Raw genomic sequence first — 15,440 nt, 5'->3', positions numbered from 1 at the left:
TGATATTATATGTCTTTGTTGCAAGCATATTCAAAACATTGCTTTCACAAAATGAAAAACCCGCCTAAAGCGGGTTTCAGATTTATAAATAGCATACTTTAAAGATAAAATTAAATGCAGCTACTTTATTACAGTTTTTATAACTCTGTGGAAGTTTTTGTATGCAATCTTTTCAATTTCTTCTTTTGAAAATCCTGCTTTCCTCATTTCTTCAATAATGTTATAGCTCTTAGAAGCATCCTCAAGACCTCTTGTATACGAAGTTTCTTGTGAACTGAAGCTGTTCATTGAGCTATCATCTAAAAAGTCACAATAATCCATGCCCACACCTATATGATCGGTTCCCATAATTTCAGCCATATGAGCGACATGCCTTACAAGCATTTCTACATTTTGTTTATTCTTATCTTTATGGACAAACTGATTAAATGAATTAATGCCTACCAATCCATCAGTCTCTGCAATTTTTTTTAGCTGATCATCCGTTAAGTTTCTTGGAACATTACATAAGGCTCTGCAATTTGAATGTGAAGCGATTATAGGAGCGTCTGTCGTACTAACCACATCCCAAAACGACTTTTCATTCAAGTGAGAAACATCCATAAGCATGTTTTTTTTGTTGATTTTTTCAACAGCTTTTTTCCCAAGTTCCGAGAGTCCCCTATCCGGATTTCCCTTAACTCCGGTAGCAAGCAGATTTTCTTCATTCCAAGTTAACGATGCATGTCTTGCACCAAAATCATAGTATGAATCAATTAACTCAAGGTTGCCGCCTATACTGCTAAGCCCCTCCAGTCCAATAAATATATAAAACTTATCTTCCTCAACAGCTTTGCCTATATCTTCATAAGATTTGGCAATTATTAACTCTTTCTTGCAGAATTCTAGTTCCTTATTTATTGAGTCCATTATTTCCATAGTTCTTTTATATGGATTATCCGTATAAGGCGGATCAACCCAAATTACAAAAATACTGCCCGATATCCTTCCTTTACGTAGCTTTTTTAAATGGTACTTTCTTAAAATATCCTTTTCACCATCTAAGGTTTTTTTGGTAACATCTGACCAGATATCTGAATGGCCGTCAAAAATCATTATAAATATCTCCTTACATTAAAAAGTTTCCCAATATAATTCCCGAATACGTTCCTATAACATACCCAAAGGTTCCTACTAACATAATAGGAGCAACTAAATCGTTCCATCCTTTAGATATAGCCATTGCTGCAGCAGTTGTAGGTCCTCCAATATTCGCATTTGATGCCAACACTATTTCTTCGACGCTGAAATTGAACAATCTTCCTATTCCAAATGACACCGTCATGTTAATGATAACAATTACTCCGCAGAACAAAAGCAATAGGGGTGAATTTTGAATAATCAGCGGAATAGAAGCAGGAACTCCTATAACAACAAAGAACAAGTAAATTAAAAATGTTCCTATTTCCTGAGCGCCTTGAATATTTCCAAAGAATCCGGGCATAAAAGTTGCCAGCAGCATGGTAAGCGTAGTAATAATCAAGTATTGATTGCCCAGCATAACATTAAATAGTTTAAGCAGAAAATTAGAAGTTGGTATAATTTCCGCTAATAATTTTGATACTTCAGAAGATACAGCTACTATAATAAAACTTGTAGCCACTGCATAAGCAATATCCTTCAAAGAAATGTCCTTTCCTTTCCAAAATGCTGCTGCACTGGTTTCACCTTCAGAAGTTTCAATACTTTCAACCTTATCAATATACGGATGTCTGAAGTGTTTTCTAAATAATTTTAAAGATGGAATTGCAATCAATGCCAGAAAATACAGCGCCATCAGCATGTTATCTGCTACAATAGTTGCAGATACCATCTCTCCCGGAATTTCAAACGAATCAGCCAGAGCAACAAAGTTTACCCCTCCGCCGATATATGAGCCTGTCATCATGCCTGTTATTTCAGCAAGATACGGAACATGTTTTCCCAGCAAATAAAACCCTGCTGTTGAACCCGCAACTGTACCAATTGCTCCTATTAAAAAAATCAGCAATATTCGTCCGCTTTCTTTCCATATTTTCTTTATATTACATTGAAGAAGCAGTAGCGGAATTGCAAGAGGGACTACATAACTCCATATCACATCATATACTGATGAATCGGTTGGTATAATATTAAGGTTAGACAGAGTCATTGCTCCCACCAGTGCTATTATAGCACCCGAAACCTTTGCAGCCCATTTGTATTTTTGCTCTAAGTAAATACTGAAAGCTGCCCATCCTGTTACTATTGCCCATAGCACCCATAAGTTATCAGGACTGATAAATGAATTAGACATATAAATCCTCCTATAATTGTTTTACTGTGTTCAATATATTGAATATATTACAAGTATAGTATATTATAAAAACCATGTCAACGTTTTTTTCATTTTATTGAACTTATTTTGATTTTATGAATTGTATGTCCAAGAGGCATTTACATAGCGCTTTCTCATGCAATTACAAGCTTCGCTCTCATCCAAGCAGACTATAAAAAATATTTTATGATATAAAACAACCCCAGAATAAAAAATCTGGGGTTAATGCAAAGCTTAAAATATACTATTCAATAATTAATATTTATTCAACTCCATACGGCTTCAATTTCCACACATCTAGAAACTTGGAGGTACCATTGCCCATATGGAAACTGACTGTTCGGAACCTGGATTTATATATCTGTGTGGTATGGTACTGTCAAGATATATGCTGTCCCCTTCTTCAAGATTGTAAACTTTATCACCTGATAAAACTTGAAGATTACCCTTAATAACAACGCCGCACTCTTCGCCCTCATGGCTTATCAGGTCTTCAGAATTAGATTCATTAGGCTCAATTTCAATCCACAACATTTCTATTTGTTTTTTAAGATTAGGACTAAGCAGTTCATAAGTCCTGTCTCCATTTTTCATCATTATTTTTTTTCTTTCATTTTTTCTGACAACTTTATTAAAATCATCATATTCATCAAAGAAATAATTCATGGTCACATTCAAAGCTTTCGAAATCTTCCACAATGATGCAACTGAAGGCCCCGTAATATCTCTTTCTATCTGGCTTATTAGCCCTTTACTCAACCCGGTCATTACAGAAAGCTGCTCTATGCTGATTTTTTGTTTAAGCCTTAATGATCTTACCTTATCTCCTAATTCCATAGTACACCTCATTGTGCTGTCATATTGTATAAAAATTTGTCTAGTTATTAATTATATAACAAAGAATGCTGTTATTCAATACTTTATTACCTTTTTCTCCAGCCATGCAGCAAAAAAGTACATTATTGCAGCTATAACTCCCAGTACAAAAACCCCCATCATAACCAAGTCAAGTTTAAATGTCTGGCTTCCGTACAATATGAGATATCCGATACCTGCCTTTGAAACAAGAAACTCTCCGACAATTACCCCTATCCACGACAACCCTATATTCACTCTTATTACGCTCATAATGCTCGGTATGTTAGCGGGAATAATAACTTTTTTTAAAATTTGATATTTATTTGCTCCCATGGTTTTAAGCAATACTATTTTATCCTTCTCCACGCTTGTAAATCCTGTATACAATGTCATTGTTGTAACAACAACAGATATGGATGCAGCGGTAACCACTATACCTGAAAAACCCATTCCGGCCCACAAAATTATTATGGGTGCCAGCGCTGTCTTTGGCAGACTGTTCAGTATCACAATATAGGGATCTGTTATTTTAGCAAGCCGCTCAAACCACCATAATAAAATTGCCATTAAAAGACCTGCGATTGTTCCAACAAAAAAACCAGCGATTGTTTCCGTTGTTGACACGTATAAATGTTTAAAGAGGCTTCCATCTTCTATAAATTTAACAATAAGTTCAAAAATTGCGCTTGGAGTGCTAGTTAAAAATCTATCTACATGATTATTAACTGCTGCCCACTCCCACAAAGCAATAAAAATAACAAATATCAATATTTGCATTATCTTTATAAAACTCTTTTCTTTTTTTATTGATCTTAAATATTGCTCATGCTCCTTAGACATATTTATCGGCTCAGCCTTAATTTTCTCCCGCATCCAAATCCCTCCATATCTGTCTGAAATATTCTCCAAACTCCAAAGTATTTCTGCATTTCATCGGGGTTCTTCCTCCTTCGCATTCATCAAATTTTATTTCATAATCTTTCTTTACCCTTGCAGGCCTTTCAGTAAATACAATGACTCTGTCAGAAATACTTACAGCTTCCGGAATGTCATGCGTTACCAATACAGTAGTAATCTTTTCTTTTCTCAATATCTGTCCAACTTCATTTCCTACAGATAATCTTGTTTGATAATCTAAGGCCGAAAAAGGTTCATCCAGCAGCAGCAAATCCGGTTCTACAGCCAATGTTCGCACCAAAGCCGCCCTCTGCCTCATGCCCCCAGACAGCTGACTAGGATAATGGTTTCTAAAACTATACAATCCATAATTTTTCAGCATATTCATCACCTTATTTTTGTTTTCCTCTGTAGCCATTTTTTTTACTTCCAGTCCTAATAGACAGTTTTTATATATATTCCTCCATTCATAGAGCTGATCTTTTTGAAACATAAAACCTATACTGTCGGTATTTACCTTTATTTGACCCGCAGATGGTTCTTCCAGACCTGCAATTAAATTCAATACAGTTGATTTTCCTGACCCTGACGGGCCTACAATAGACACAATTTCTCCCTTTTTTACTCTTAAAGACAAATCTTCTAAAGCTTTTGTTTCATTATTTATTGTATGAAATCTTTTAGAGATATTTTTTAATTCGCATATATACTCCATTTTCTACCTCCGCCAGTTGTAAAAGCTATCTACATTATGTTATTCAAAACTGCTGATTTAGTTAATGGATATTTATTTTAAAAATTAACTATACTTTAGAAAATATGTATTATAAAGGAAGTAATAACAAAATTAAAAATCATCATAATAAAATAAAAGGCAAATACTCATTTGTCCAAGCCTTACAAAAAACATTATTTCAATAAAGGTGGTGAGAAAATGGCTATTATAACAAAGCTTGTAAATAAACTAAAAATGAAAAACACAACTCAAACAAACCCGGGAAATGTATATATACCAAACGATTTTGAGGTAGAAGAAAGAAAAAAAGATGTTGACGAAAATCAGAAGTGACAATCTTTCTTTACAGTTTATTTTGGTTTTTTCTTATTGAAAGCATATCTAATAATAAAAAAAGAACCAGGAATAACCTAGCTCAAACACTGAACAATCAAATATAATAAATAGAGGGGGAATTTTTACATGTCCATTATATATACAAGCCATAGTGTCTTACAATGTTGTTTTTATTAAATATTTGTAATTAATTTTATTTTTCTTAAAAATAGTGTCAAAACTTAATAAAAAACATAATATATGCTAGAAGTTAGCTTTAGCTAAATTTATTATTTTAATGCAAATCTGACAGAGGTGATATAATATGAAAGTTTTGACTCATGCAAATATAGGAGAAGTCGTAAAAGTTAAAAAAAACGATGCTCAAAATTTACTAAAGGAAAGATTACTAGCTTTAGGAGTTACTAATGGGGCAAATATAGAAGTATTAAGGAAAGGTCCAAAAAACAATTTAACAGTATTTAGAATTCGTGGGGCAATGATCGCACTTAGAAAAGAAGAATCAAGCCTTATAGAAATTATGTAAGGGGGGACTAATTATGGCGATGACCGCACAATCTGTTAAAACTGACTCGATGAAGGACGTTTTTAACATTTCTAAATCTGACTTTCAGCACGTAATAGCTCTCGCAGGTAATCCAAATACCGGTAAGAGCACAGTATTTAACTATTTGACCGGATTAAAACAGCATACCGGCAACTGGCCGGGCAAGACCGTTGTTTCAGCTAGAGGTGAATTCACACATAATGACGCAGAATATGTGTTAGTTGACCTTCCCGGATCATATTCACTGTTTGCAGCGTCTAAAGACGAGGAAGTTTCAAGGGATTTTATATGTTATGGAGACTATGATGCCGTGGTTGTTGTTGCAGATGCAACATGCCTTGAGAGAAATTTGAATTTAGTTTTTCAAATTTCTGAAATAACAAACAAGTTAATACTATGTATTAACCTTATCGATGAAGCAAAAAAGAAAAATATTACAATTGATAAAGAAGGGCTCGAAAAAGAACTAAACATTCCAATAGTACTTACTTCTGCCAGAAGCGGAGTTGGAATGGACGAACTGAAAAATACTATTGAAAAAGTTTCCTATAACAGGCTGGAATACTCGCCTAATTTATTGAAATATGATGATAAAACCGAAGAAAAAATATCTGAATTAATACCCCATTTGAGAAAATTAAATATTTCAAACGAAAGATGGACTGCTCTCAGGCTTTTGGATAGCTCTCCTGATATTTTTTCATATAAAAAAGAAAATCATCTGAGCAAAGAAAGTGCTTTGTCAATAATTGAATCAACAGGAATAGAATCATGCAATACAAACATAAGAGAAAAAATTTCAGAAATGAATTATAATTATGCAAATAAATTAAAGATGCGCTATGTTAAAGAAGATACAAAAAAAATTAACCGCGATAAAAAAATAGACGACATAATAACCTCCAAAATATTTGGCATACCCATCATGCTTACTCTTTTGGGTTTGATATTCTGGATTACAATCCAAGGCGCAAACATTCCTTCGCAGTTTCTAAGCAATTTATTATTCGGGCTTAAGCCTCACCTATCAGAATTATTGGTAAATGCTGGCACTAACGAATACATAATAGGTGCTTTAGTTGACGGCGTTTACAGTACATTGGCCTGGGTTGTTTCAGTCATGCTGCCTCCAATGGCAATTTTTTTTCCTCTTTTTTCATTGTTTGAAGACTTAGGGTATCTTCCCAGGGTAGCCTTCAACCTTGATCATCTTTTTAAAAAAGCATGCGCTCACGGCAAGCAATGTTTAACTATGTGCATGGGCTTCGGGTGTAATGCTGCCGGAGTTATAGGCTGCAGAATAATTGATTCTCCAAGAGAAAGGCTTATTGCAGTGATTACAAACAATTTCGTTCCGTGTAACGGAAGATTCCCTACAATTATTGCAATTGCATCTGCATTTTTTGCAATCACATCAAGTTCACTCGTAAACGGGCTTGTTCCATCAATTTTCATAACTTTGATGGTTTTAATCGGTATATGTGTTACTCTCTTAGTGTCATACCTTCTTTCGAAAACTCTATTGAAAGGAATACCTTCAACCTTTACGTTAGAACTACCACCTTACAGAGTTCCCCAAATTGGAAGGCTGCTGTACACATCAATTATTGACAGAACTATATTTGTTTTGTCAAGAGCTATAATAGTAGCAGCTCCAGCAGGTTTAGTCACATGGATGTTAGCAAATATATATGTAGGAGATATAAGTATTCTTGCACATGTTGCAGAATTTTTAGACCCTGTCGGGAAAATTATAGGACTTGACGGTTTTATACTAATGGCATTTATAGTAGGGTTACCAGCTAACGAAATTGTTCTTCCTGTATTGCTTATGGCATATCTTTCCACAGGAACCCTCACAGAATTTGAGAGTATAGGACAGTTGAGGAACTTACTTTTGGATAATGGGTGGACCGTACTTACAGCACTTAATGTCATGCTGTTCAGCCTTCTTCACTGGCCGTGCTCCACAACTTTATGGACAATAAAAAAAGAGACCGGTAGCATTAAATGGACTGTTGCAGCCTTTATAATACCTACTGCAATAGCATTTGCGGTCTGCTTTGTAACTGCAAGTATTTACAAAATCATTTTTTGATATGCAAAATTGAATTAAATGCATCCAAAAAAGATTCCGACATTCATTTGGACTATATAGGGCTTATAGGCAAAGTAAGAGCGGTTGCATCAGCATAAAGATGCAACCGCTCAATTTCGTAATAAGTCAAATTTTATGTTGGAGTCTACGTTAAAGCACCAACAGAAGGTGTGATCATATTAAATTATTCATTCGATAGCAAAAGTATTTTTTTCACCGTACTGGCATTCCTAATTGTCACCTTACTATTTACTGGTGAACTGGCAATTTTATACCATCTCGTTTTTGACAAGGTTTCCCTTGGTGCAGACCAAAAAATAACATTTTTATAGTAATCAACCTGTTCATATTCTGGTTTAGCATCTCCAACTGAATTGTATACTTCTTCTATAGTGACAGGCGGAATAAGAAAAATAGCCTGATTAATTACTTTTTTATCATTATCCCACCATTGTGGTGCATGGTCTAAGGCTTCTACTAATTCTTTTTTAGATACAATTGCCACAGGAATATTTAACATAAATCTTTCTGTTATGATAGATTCGCACCGGTTGACCAGTTCTTTTTTATCACGTATATCGCTCGAAAAAAGAACATTTCCACTATTGATATAGGTTCTAACATCTAAAAATCCTATATCTTCAAATGCCACTTTCAATAAAGGCATGGATACTTTATTTTTACCGCTTACATTTATGCCACGCAAAAGAGCGACATACTTTTCCAATTCAGATCACCTCATATATAAATTCGCTCCTCGAGCGTAAAGGTTGATTACTTCATCTTCTTACTGTTTCTCCCAATAGCTTAGCATATCATAAAACGTATCAAATACCGGTACACCACATTCTAAAAGGGTACTTCTACTTTGATGCCCTTTGGCTACCAGGACGCAGTCTACATTCATGCCGCAGGCAACCTCATAATCATGTGTAGTATCTCCTATGAAAAGTGCCTTCCTCGGTTTTTCACCTTTCACCCATTCCTTTGCCATTTCAGACTTACTGTAGGCATGGATATTGTCTAACCCAAGTATTTCATCAAAATATTCGTGTATGTTCAGCTCCCTAACCTGTTTGGTCAGCATCTCTTTTTCCGAAGCTGATAAAATTATCTGTCGGCAGCCCTCGGATTTAAATTTGTCCAATGCCTCACGGATACCGTCGTGAAGCATTGATTCTCTCGAAAATTTCAGATATTCAGTAACCCATTCAATTGCAAGGTCATTGTAATCCTCTTTATCAAAATCGTGCCCAAGTTTTTTATAGTATTCAACAATGGGGAAACAAAAATATTTGTGATATTGCTCGATATTTTCTATCAAAGGCATATTCCTTCTGGAAAGCAGCACATTCTCGCTCTTTATTCCTGCCATAACATCATCAAGCAGCGTTCCGTTGAAATCCCAAATTATGTGTGTATATATCATAATGCCCTCTCTGAAATATTTGTGTTTTTTATAATTATTCTTTTATTGCTTTAGACATTCGGTTTCTTACCTTTTCTTCTCCCATTATCTGCTGCAGTTCCCATATGTCAGGCGAGTTGCTCTTTCCTACAAGAGCTATTCTTATGACAGTGCTTACATCGCCAACATGACCCTTGTACATTTCGGGATTTTTCTTATAATCCTTCGGTTTTGCAGCATATCCGTTTTCCTGCGCTATTGTCCTTATTTTTTCGAACCAGCTGCTTTGATCATCAGCATGGTCATATGTTTCCAAATATGCACTAAGAAGTTTTTTCGCTTCATCCTCACTAATATTTTCAGGATAGCTGTCAGTTATTCCAAAATATTCATCAAAGTAATACTGAATAAATTCAAATATCTGTCTACAATACATAAGGTCTTTTCTTGGCTTGTTGCCACTTCTTCCCACTGAAAGCAGCTTGATAACCGATTCTCTATTATTTTCAAGAGCTTCTGAAATTTCTGTCTTATGTTCTTTCGACCAGTTCAGCAGGAACTCATAAATTTCCTCTTCAGGTATTTTAAGCATTACATCCTTACTTATGTTGTTCAATTTATCCAAATCAAACAGCGCTCCGGAATTGCTCATTTTTTCAAGGGTAAATTCAAATTCTTCTGATGAAGTATCCGGATTCGCCATTCTCCATTCTTCATAATTAGAATTTAAAATTGTCAGCAGATATTCTCTTACTGCAGCCGGGTGGTAACCCAGTTCCATGTAAAATCCCAGTCCAAGCTCAGGATCTTTTCTCTTTGAGAGCTTTCTTTTCGCTCCGTTATCAATTTTCATCAAATGTGCTGTATGGCAATATGTCGGTGTTTTCCATCCCAAAGTATTAAAAATTTCGTAATGAATAGGAAGCGTTGAAAGCCACTCTTCACCTCTTACAACGTGAGTAATTCTCATTAGGTGATCATCCACAACATGCGCAAAATGATATGTAGGTATACCATTTGTTTTTAATATTACAATATCTTGATAATTTTCGTGTATCGTTAAACTTCCTCTAATAGCGTCAACTATATCAAAAGTTCCTTCTTCTGTACCCATGGACTTGAATCTTACAACAAACTCTTCATTATTGTCTAAGTGTTCCTGTACCTCTTCCAAAGTCAGGTTTCTGTCCTTTGCCCATTTACCGTAATAACCTGTGTTGACATTTTCATCCGTTTGTTGTGTTCTTACTTCTTCCAGTTCTTCCTCTGTGCAGAAGCATGGGTATGCTCTTCCCTGCTCAACCAAATGCTTTGCAATGCACTGATAGATTTTACCTCTATTGCTTTGATAGTATGGCCCATAGTTTCCTTCCTCACCATCCAGCAATGCACCTTCGTCAAAATTCAACCCAAAATATTTAAGGGATGAAATAATAATTTCAACAGATCCTTCAACTTTACGCTTTTCATCCGTATCTTCTATACGCAACATGAATGCTCCGCCACTTTGGTGGGCCAATCTTTCATCAACAAATGCTCCGTACAGATTTCCCAAATGAATGAAACCTGTAGGACTAGGAGCAAGCCTTGTTACCTTTGCACCTTCAGGTATGTTCCTCTTTGGAAAAACTTCATTTTCATAATATTCAACAGTTTCGTGTATGTCTGGAAATAAAATTTCAGCCAGCTTTTTATAATCCATTTTTTCCTCCGTTTATTGTGCTTATGTACTGAACAAAAAAGACGGTAAATATAACCGTCCCTCAAATCTAATGGTACTCATTGGGAATTCGAACCCCTTTCCACCTTGAGAGGGTGGCGTTCATTGAACTATGAGTAATTGCATTTAATGAAATAATTATATACTGCGCCATTTATTTTGTCCAGCTGTTTATCATTATAATTTTTTCAACAGCAGTAAAATCTGATAATCAATGCTTACAACAGCTTCCTCCAACATCTCCGTGTTTTACCATCAAGAATTTACTACAATCTGATTGTACAGTCTCAAACCCTATATTTTCAAACAATTTCATGCAGTCTTCTCCTACCTCCGCATATGTTTTATCCGCTCCCATATTTACGGCTCTTCTGACAAGCATCCTCACAATTAAATCACCGTAATGCATCCCTCTGTATTTTTTTACAACACACACATTGTCTATATGATACCTGCCTTCTTTAAACAGCAACCTTCCTGTGCCCGCAGGAACACCATCATCATATATGACTGTATTAAAAGCAAATTCATCATACATATCATGTACCAGATAATTAATTAACTTTAATTCTCCGGCAAATATCTCTTGCCTTAAGCTTACAGCATCTTTTATATTGTTTTTTCCTTGAAACCATCTTGTTGAGATCATAGTGCCACTCCCTACTTGTTTTTTATATTATATCATTTCAATATAAAGTCAATCAATACATACAATAAAAAAAGCTTTGTTTAATAACATATAACAAAGCTTCCTTTCATCCCTGAGAACCTATTTTATACAGTCTTCAATTATATTTAATGTACCACATAAAAAAGAGCATCTATATATTGATATTTTTTATATTGCTATATAATTAAATTATAATTGTAAAATTATCATATTTTGATATAATATATATATTAAATGCAAAGAGGTGGCATAATGACATTAGGTAAAAAGTTGAGACAAATCCGTAAAGATAAGGAAATGACCAAACAAGAACTGAGTGTTGCACTTAATGTGCCGAGAGAAAGAATTAAATTATATGAGAATGGTGAAGAACAGCCATCAGAATTCTATTTGGCAAGCTTTGCTCAATATTTTAACATTTCTAAGGATGATTTGATTTAATATATTCAGCTAAATAAATCTGAGCTCAAGGTTGTCTGAGAGCAAGGAAAAGCATAAGTACATACTAGTTATGGCTTTTATTCCTTGTGTCTGCAAGGAATTTTTTATTTTAAGGAGGTCTTATGGATAAAAGAATAGGTGTAGTAGGAATTGTGATCGAGGATTTAACGCATATCTTTGAGGTAAATGAAATCTTACATCAATTTGCTTTCATTATTGTAGGAAGGATGGGCATCCCGTATAAAGAAAAAGGTGTAAATGTAATATCACTGATTGTGGACGGCACCACCGACGAAATTGGTGCTTTAACAGGAAGACTGGGAAAGATTAAGAACATAAGCGTAAAAAGCGCATTGTCAAAAAAATAATATTAAAATTTATTTGGAGGAAAATATGAAAAAGGTAAGTTTATTGTTATCAATTGTCTTAATTATTGCCGTAATGGCAGGATGTACAAATAATACACAGCCTCAGACTTCCGAACCTGCTGAATCTCAAGGAGCTGAAGAAAACCAACCGGACAGCCAGCAAAATTCCGAACCTGTAAATATAATGATAGCAGGTCTGAAGGGGCCCACATCAATAGGAATGATAAAACTGATTGATGAGAAAGCTTTAAACAGCGAAAAATATAATGTAGAATATATAGCCGAAAGCGCACCGGACGCACTTTCAGCAAAAATCATAAAAGGTGACATACAAATCTCGTCTCTTCCTATAAATCTCGCATCTGTCCTATATAATAAAACGGGAGGCAAGGTGCAAATTATGGCAGTAAACACAGTGGGAAATTTATACATTGTAGGCTCAGAAGAGATTTCTTCAATTGAGGAACTTTCAGGAAAAACTCTTGGCATGAGTGCCAAAGGTTCTACTCCTGATTTTGCCATGAACTATATTCTTAAGCAAAATGAACTTAATGGAAAAGTTGAGCTAGATTATTCAACAGATCATGCAACTCTGGCACAATCTGTCATAGCTGAAGACACAAAAGTCGCGCTTCTTCCGCAACCGTTTGTAACTCAGGTTTCAATGAAGAATAACAATGTTAAAATCCTGCTTGATTTAAACGAAGAATGGAAGAAGGCATCTTCAAATTCCAGTGAATTGTACACTGGCTGCATTGTAGTTAATAAAGAATTTGCAGAAAGCAATATGGATTTTGTTGAAGAATTTTTAAGCCAATACAAAGAATCTGTCAACTGGGTTAATGAAAATCCAAAGGATGCCTCTGTGCTAGTTGAAAAAAATGAAATAATGCCAAGCGCAGCTCTGGTTGAAAAAGCAATCCCCAATTGCGGAATAACCTTTATCCCGGCAAAAGATATAAAATCAAGTCTGGATGGTTTCTACAAAATTTTGTTTGATTCTAATCCTGCTTCCGTAGGAGGAACTTTACCTGATGAAGCATTTTATTTTGAACAGTAGTAAGCAAAAAATATTTATAGTATTATTTTGGGTTTCTATGTGGGAGATATTATCCTTGGTTATAGGGCAGGAAATTTACCTGCCTTCTCCTTATTCAGCTTTTAATGCCTTACTAAATCTTTTGAAATGTAAAAACACCTACATAACAATATTTTATAGTACGTACCGTACTCTTGCAGGATTTGCTCTTTCTTGTACAGCAGGTATACTGCTTGGTTATTTATGCGGAACAAACAATTTAATACATGATTTATTTAATCCCTTTATATCAACAATACGTACAATTCCAGTCATGTCGATAATAATAATAGCAATCATGTGGTTCAGTGATACCAATGTCCCTATATTTGTGGCATTCTTAATGTGTTTCCCGATTATATGGACGAACACGGTGGCCGGAATAAAATCAGCTGACTCAAACCTCCTGGATATGTGCAGATTATATAAAGTCAGGAAATCTCGTGTTATTTTTTCAGTTTATCTTTTTTCTGCTCTTCCATATATTAGGGCAGCTATGATTTCGGCTCTGGGAATAGGCTGGAAAGTAACATCGGCAGCTGAAGTGCTCAGCCTTCCGAAGTACTCTATCGGAAGCTTCCTTTACGACTCCAAGGTTTATCTTGAAATGCCTGATTTATTTGCATGGACAATTATTATAATAATATTGAGCATTACTTTTGAAGCAATACTAAAAAAATTATTTAAATTGAGGAATTATGATCAGTCTTAAAAATGTTTATAAAAAATATGGAGATGTTGAAATTCTTAAGGATTTCAGCTTATCCTTCGAAGAAAATAAAATAACTTGCCTTTTTGGCCCATCAGGTGTAGGCAAAACAACAATAGCAAACATTGCTGCATGCCTTACGGATATTGACGGCGGTATGGTAACTGGAATTAAAAACACAGTATATTCCTACGTTTTTCAAGACCACAGGCTTCTTCCCTGGTACAGTGTATACGACAACATAGACTTTGTTCTCAAAGATATTTATCCTGATGAAAAAAGGAAAGATATTATACATAGCTACATTGACATAGTAGGCCTAAAGGGATATGAAAAACAAAAGCCCAGTGAATTAAGTGGTGGAATGTGCCAGAGGGTATCGCTAGCCAGAGCTTTTGCATACCCATCTGATTTTTTAATTTTGGATGAACCTTTTAAAGGACTTGATTTAAAAATAAAAAATGATATTATTCACATTTTTAAAAATTTATGGAACGAAAACAAACGAACAGTTCTGTTTATAACCCATGATATTAATGAAACAGTTGATTTATCTGATTATATTTATGTTCTTAGTGACAGACCCGTTAAAATTATTAAAAAAATAATTCTTGATGAAAAATCAAATCATAAAAATATTTTTTATTTACTTGAAAATTTAGCAAGATTATAATATTATATACAAACATAAAAAAATTGTTATGAGTTAAACTAATGAATGTGACATAGTCACTGAACTGTTATCAGATAAATTATAAAGTTAAGTAAATAAAACATGGATGTGGAGGAAATTATGAATTTTAAATTAACAGATAAAGCCAGAGAAAAAATGACTGAGCTGAAAAATAATAAACAACCAATCAAATTAAAAATTACAGGCTATTCCTGATGTGGTGCCGAGATAGGCATTGTTTCGGAGAAACAATCAGATAAAGACCAAATTTATAATGTTGACGGAATAGATTTAATTGTATCAGATGAACTTGATGGTGCAATAAAAGGCGCAGAAATTAGTTACGCAAGTGGGATATTTAAAAAAGGATTTGAAGTCATTCCAAAATTTAGCTAAGGAGCGGCCATGAATATTAGTATTACAGATAAGGCAAAAGAAAAGCTATCTTTAATGCAAGAAAAAAATTTTCCTATAAAACTTGTAAGTTATCCTGTAGGATGAAGCGGTATCACATATAAAATTGTTTCGGCGAAACAATCGAAAAGTGATAATGTGTACAATGTGGA

At 34.6% G+C, this 15,440-nt stretch carries 17 protein-coding genes; 8 read left to right on the top strand and 9 right to left on the bottom strand.

What is annotated here, in order from left to right:
* Window positions 1–120: 120 nt before the first annotated feature.
* The 5 genes from RBQ61_RS05540 to RBQ61_RS05520 all read right to left on the bottom strand — a co-directional run bounded on the left by RBQ61_RS05540 (window position 121) and on the right by RBQ61_RS05520 (window position 4,805).
* Window positions 121–1,095 (bottom strand): dipeptidase, encoded by a 975-nt coding sequence (locus RBQ61_RS05540; protein ID WP_308139516.1) that lies wholly within the window; start codon window positions 1,093–1,095, stop codon window positions 121–123.
* A gap of 13 nt (window positions 1,096–1,108) precedes the next feature.
* Window positions 1,109–2,314 (bottom strand): DUF819 domain-containing protein, encoded by a 1,206-nt coding sequence (locus RBQ61_RS05535; RefSeq protein WP_308139515.1) that lies wholly within the window; start codon window positions 2,312–2,314, stop codon window positions 1,109–1,111.
* Between the two features lie 318 nt (window positions 2,315–2,632).
* Window positions 2,633–3,172, bottom strand: a complete 540-nt coding sequence (locus tag RBQ61_RS05530) for a cupin domain-containing protein (RefSeq protein ID WP_213925747.1) — start codon at window positions 3,170–3,172, stop codon at window positions 2,633–2,635.
* 75 nt (window positions 3,173–3,247) lie between these two features.
* Complete coding sequence (locus RBQ61_RS05525) at window positions 3,248–4,066, bottom strand: ABC transporter permease (RefSeq protein WP_308139514.1); 819 nt, start codon at window positions 4,064–4,066, stop codon at window positions 3,248–3,250.
* Window positions 4,050–4,805 carry an ABC transporter ATP-binding protein gene (locus tag RBQ61_RS05520; RefSeq protein WP_308139513.1) on the bottom strand — a complete coding sequence of 252 codons (756 nt, stop codon included), beginning with the start codon at window positions 4,803–4,805 and terminating at the stop codon, window positions 4,050–4,052. Before RBQ61_RS05520 ends, RBQ61_RS05525 begins: the two co-directional genes overlap by 17 nt.
* Window positions 4,806–5,024: 219 nt before the next feature.
* Here RBQ61_RS05520 and RBQ61_RS05515 point away from each other — a divergent pair, with 219 nt between their 5' ends.
* The 3 genes from RBQ61_RS05515 to feoB all read left to right on the top strand — a co-directional run bounded on the left by RBQ61_RS05515 (window position 5,025) and on the right by feoB (window position 7,807).
* Window positions 5,025–5,159 carry a DUF3787 domain-containing protein gene (locus tag RBQ61_RS05515; RefSeq protein WP_213925744.1) on the top strand — a complete coding sequence of 45 codons (135 nt, stop codon included), beginning with the start codon at window positions 5,025–5,027 and terminating at the stop codon, window positions 5,157–5,159.
* A gap of 307 nt (window positions 5,160–5,466) precedes the next feature.
* Complete coding sequence (locus RBQ61_RS05510) at window positions 5,467–5,688, top strand: FeoA family protein (protein ID WP_308139512.1); 222 nt, start codon at window positions 5,467–5,469, stop codon at window positions 5,686–5,688.
* 13 nt (window positions 5,689–5,701) lie between these two features.
* The gene (gene feoB, locus RBQ61_RS05505) at window positions 5,702–7,807 is read left to right on the top strand and encodes a ferrous iron transport protein B (RefSeq protein ID WP_308139511.1); all 2,106 of its coding nucleotides are present in this window, start codon (window positions 5,702–5,704) and stop codon (window positions 7,805–7,807) included.
* Between the two features lie 184 nt (window positions 7,808–7,991).
* Here the strand turns inward: feoB and RBQ61_RS05500 are convergent, their stop codons facing one another.
* The 4 genes from RBQ61_RS05500 to RBQ61_RS05485 form a co-directional block, all read right to left on the bottom strand.
* Window positions 7,992–8,534 carry a DUF1697 domain-containing protein gene (locus RBQ61_RS05500; protein ID WP_308139510.1) on the bottom strand — a complete coding sequence of 181 codons (543 nt, stop codon included), beginning with the start codon at window positions 8,532–8,534 and terminating at the stop codon, window positions 7,992–7,994.
* A 60-nt stretch (window positions 8,535–8,594) separates the two neighbouring features.
* A complete protein-coding gene (locus tag RBQ61_RS05495) occupies window positions 8,595–9,236 on the bottom strand; it encodes an HAD family hydrolase (RefSeq protein ID WP_308139509.1) in 642 nt (213 codons plus the stop codon).
* A gap of 34 nt (window positions 9,237–9,270) precedes the next feature.
* The gene (gene gltX, locus RBQ61_RS05490; protein WP_308139508.1) at window positions 9,271–10,917 is read right to left on the bottom strand and encodes a glutamate--tRNA ligase; all 1,647 of its coding nucleotides are present in this window, start codon (window positions 10,915–10,917) and stop codon (window positions 9,271–9,273) included.
* 229 nt (window positions 10,918–11,146) lie between these two features.
* Window positions 11,147–11,584, bottom strand: a complete 438-nt coding sequence (locus RBQ61_RS05485) for a GNAT family N-acetyltransferase (protein ID WP_308139507.1) — start codon at window positions 11,582–11,584, stop codon at window positions 11,147–11,149.
* 273 nt (window positions 11,585–11,857) lie between these two features.
* On the opposite strand from RBQ61_RS05485, the gene RBQ61_RS05480 reads away from it, so the two are divergent.
* The 5 genes from RBQ61_RS05480 to RBQ61_RS05460 all read left to right on the top strand — a co-directional run bounded on the left by RBQ61_RS05480 (window position 11,858) and on the right by RBQ61_RS05460 (window position 14,874).
* On the top strand, window positions 11,858–12,046 hold the full coding sequence (locus RBQ61_RS05480; RefSeq protein WP_308139506.1) for a helix-turn-helix domain-containing protein: 189 nt from the start codon (window positions 11,858–11,860) through the stop codon (window positions 12,044–12,046).
* Between the two features lie 122 nt (window positions 12,047–12,168).
* Window positions 12,169–12,414, top strand: a complete 246-nt coding sequence (locus tag RBQ61_RS05475) for a TM1266 family iron-only hydrogenase system putative regulator (protein ID WP_308139505.1) — start codon at window positions 12,169–12,171, stop codon at window positions 12,412–12,414.
* Window positions 12,415–12,439: 25 nt separating this feature from the next.
* Window positions 12,440–13,474, top strand: coding sequence for an ABC transporter substrate-binding protein (locus tag RBQ61_RS05470; RefSeq protein WP_308139504.1), 1,035 nt, complete (start codon window positions 12,440–12,442; stop codon window positions 13,472–13,474).
* Window positions 13,449–14,204 (top strand): ABC transporter permease, encoded by a 756-nt coding sequence (locus tag RBQ61_RS05465; protein ID WP_308139503.1) that lies wholly within the window; start codon window positions 13,449–13,451, stop codon window positions 14,202–14,204. Before RBQ61_RS05470 ends, RBQ61_RS05465 begins: the two co-directional genes overlap by 26 nt.
* Window positions 14,191–14,874, top strand: a complete 684-nt coding sequence (locus tag RBQ61_RS05460) for an ABC transporter ATP-binding protein (RefSeq protein ID WP_308139502.1) — start codon at window positions 14,191–14,193, stop codon at window positions 14,872–14,874. The genes RBQ61_RS05465 and RBQ61_RS05460 overlap by 14 nt, the downstream gene beginning before the upstream one ends.
* Window positions 14,875–15,440: the final 566 nt, after the last annotated feature.

The organism is Sedimentibacter sp. MB35-C1 (assembly GCF_030913635.1).
GTDB lineage: Bacteria > Bacillota > Clostridia > Tissierellales > Sedimentibacteraceae > Sedimentibacter.
Note: the sequence above shows the minus strand (reverse complement) of the source record. Positions and strands in the feature narration are given on the sequence as shown.

Excerpts from the sequence above, each read along its gene's own strand:
- RBQ61_RS05540 (WP_308139516.1), bottom strand. The coding sequence starts at position 1,095 with ATGATTTTTGACGGCCATTCAGATATCTGGTCAGATGTTACCAAAAAA.
- RBQ61_RS05480 (WP_308139506.1), top strand. The coding sequence starts at position 11,858 with ATGACATTAGGTAAAAAGTTGAGACAAATCCGTAAAGATAAGGAAATG.
- RBQ61_RS05475 (WP_308139505.1), top strand. The coding sequence starts at position 12,169 with ATGGATAAAAGAATAGGTGTAGTAGGAATTGTGATCGAGGATTTAACG.
- RBQ61_RS05460 (WP_308139502.1), top strand. The coding sequence starts at position 14,191 with ATGATCAGTCTTAAAAATGTTTATAAAAAATATGGAGATGTTGAAATT.
- RBQ61_RS05470 (WP_308139504.1), top strand. The coding sequence starts at position 12,440 with ATGAAAAAGGTAAGTTTATTGTTATCAATTGTCTTAATTATTGCCGTA.
- RBQ61_RS05465 (WP_308139503.1), top strand. The coding sequence starts at position 13,449 with ATGAAGCATTTTATTTTGAACAGTAGTAAGCAAAAAATATTTATAGTA.
- feoB (WP_308139511.1), top strand. The coding sequence starts at position 5,702 with ATGGCGATGACCGCACAATCTGTTAAAACTGACTCGATGAAGGACGTT.
- RBQ61_RS05530 (WP_213925747.1), bottom strand. The coding sequence starts at position 3,172 with ATGGAATTAGGAGATAAGGTAAGATCATTAAGGCTTAAACAAAAAATC.
- RBQ61_RS05535 (WP_308139515.1), bottom strand. The coding sequence starts at position 2,314 with ATGTCTAATTCATTTATCAGTCCTGATAACTTATGGGTGCTATGGGCA.
- gltX (WP_308139508.1), bottom strand. The coding sequence starts at position 10,917 with ATGGATTATAAAAAGCTGGCTGAAATTTTATTTCCAGACATACACGAA.
- RBQ61_RS05525 (WP_308139514.1), bottom strand. The coding sequence starts at position 4,066 with ATGCGGGAGAAAATTAAGGCTGAGCCGATAAATATGTCTAAGGAGCAT.
- RBQ61_RS05515 (WP_213925744.1), top strand. The coding sequence starts at position 5,025 with ATGGCTATTATAACAAAGCTTGTAAATAAACTAAAAATGAAAAACACA.
- RBQ61_RS05495 (WP_308139509.1), bottom strand. The coding sequence starts at position 9,236 with ATGATATATACACACATAATTTGGGATTTCAACGGAACGCTGCTTGAT.
- RBQ61_RS05510 (WP_308139512.1), top strand. The coding sequence starts at position 5,467 with ATGAAAGTTTTGACTCATGCAAATATAGGAGAAGTCGTAAAAGTTAAA.
- RBQ61_RS05520 (WP_308139513.1), bottom strand. The coding sequence starts at position 4,805 with ATGGAGTATATATGCGAATTAAAAAATATCTCTAAAAGATTTCATACA.
- RBQ61_RS05485 (WP_308139507.1), bottom strand. The coding sequence starts at position 11,584 with ATGATCTCAACAAGATGGTTTCAAGGAAAAAACAATATAAAAGATGCT.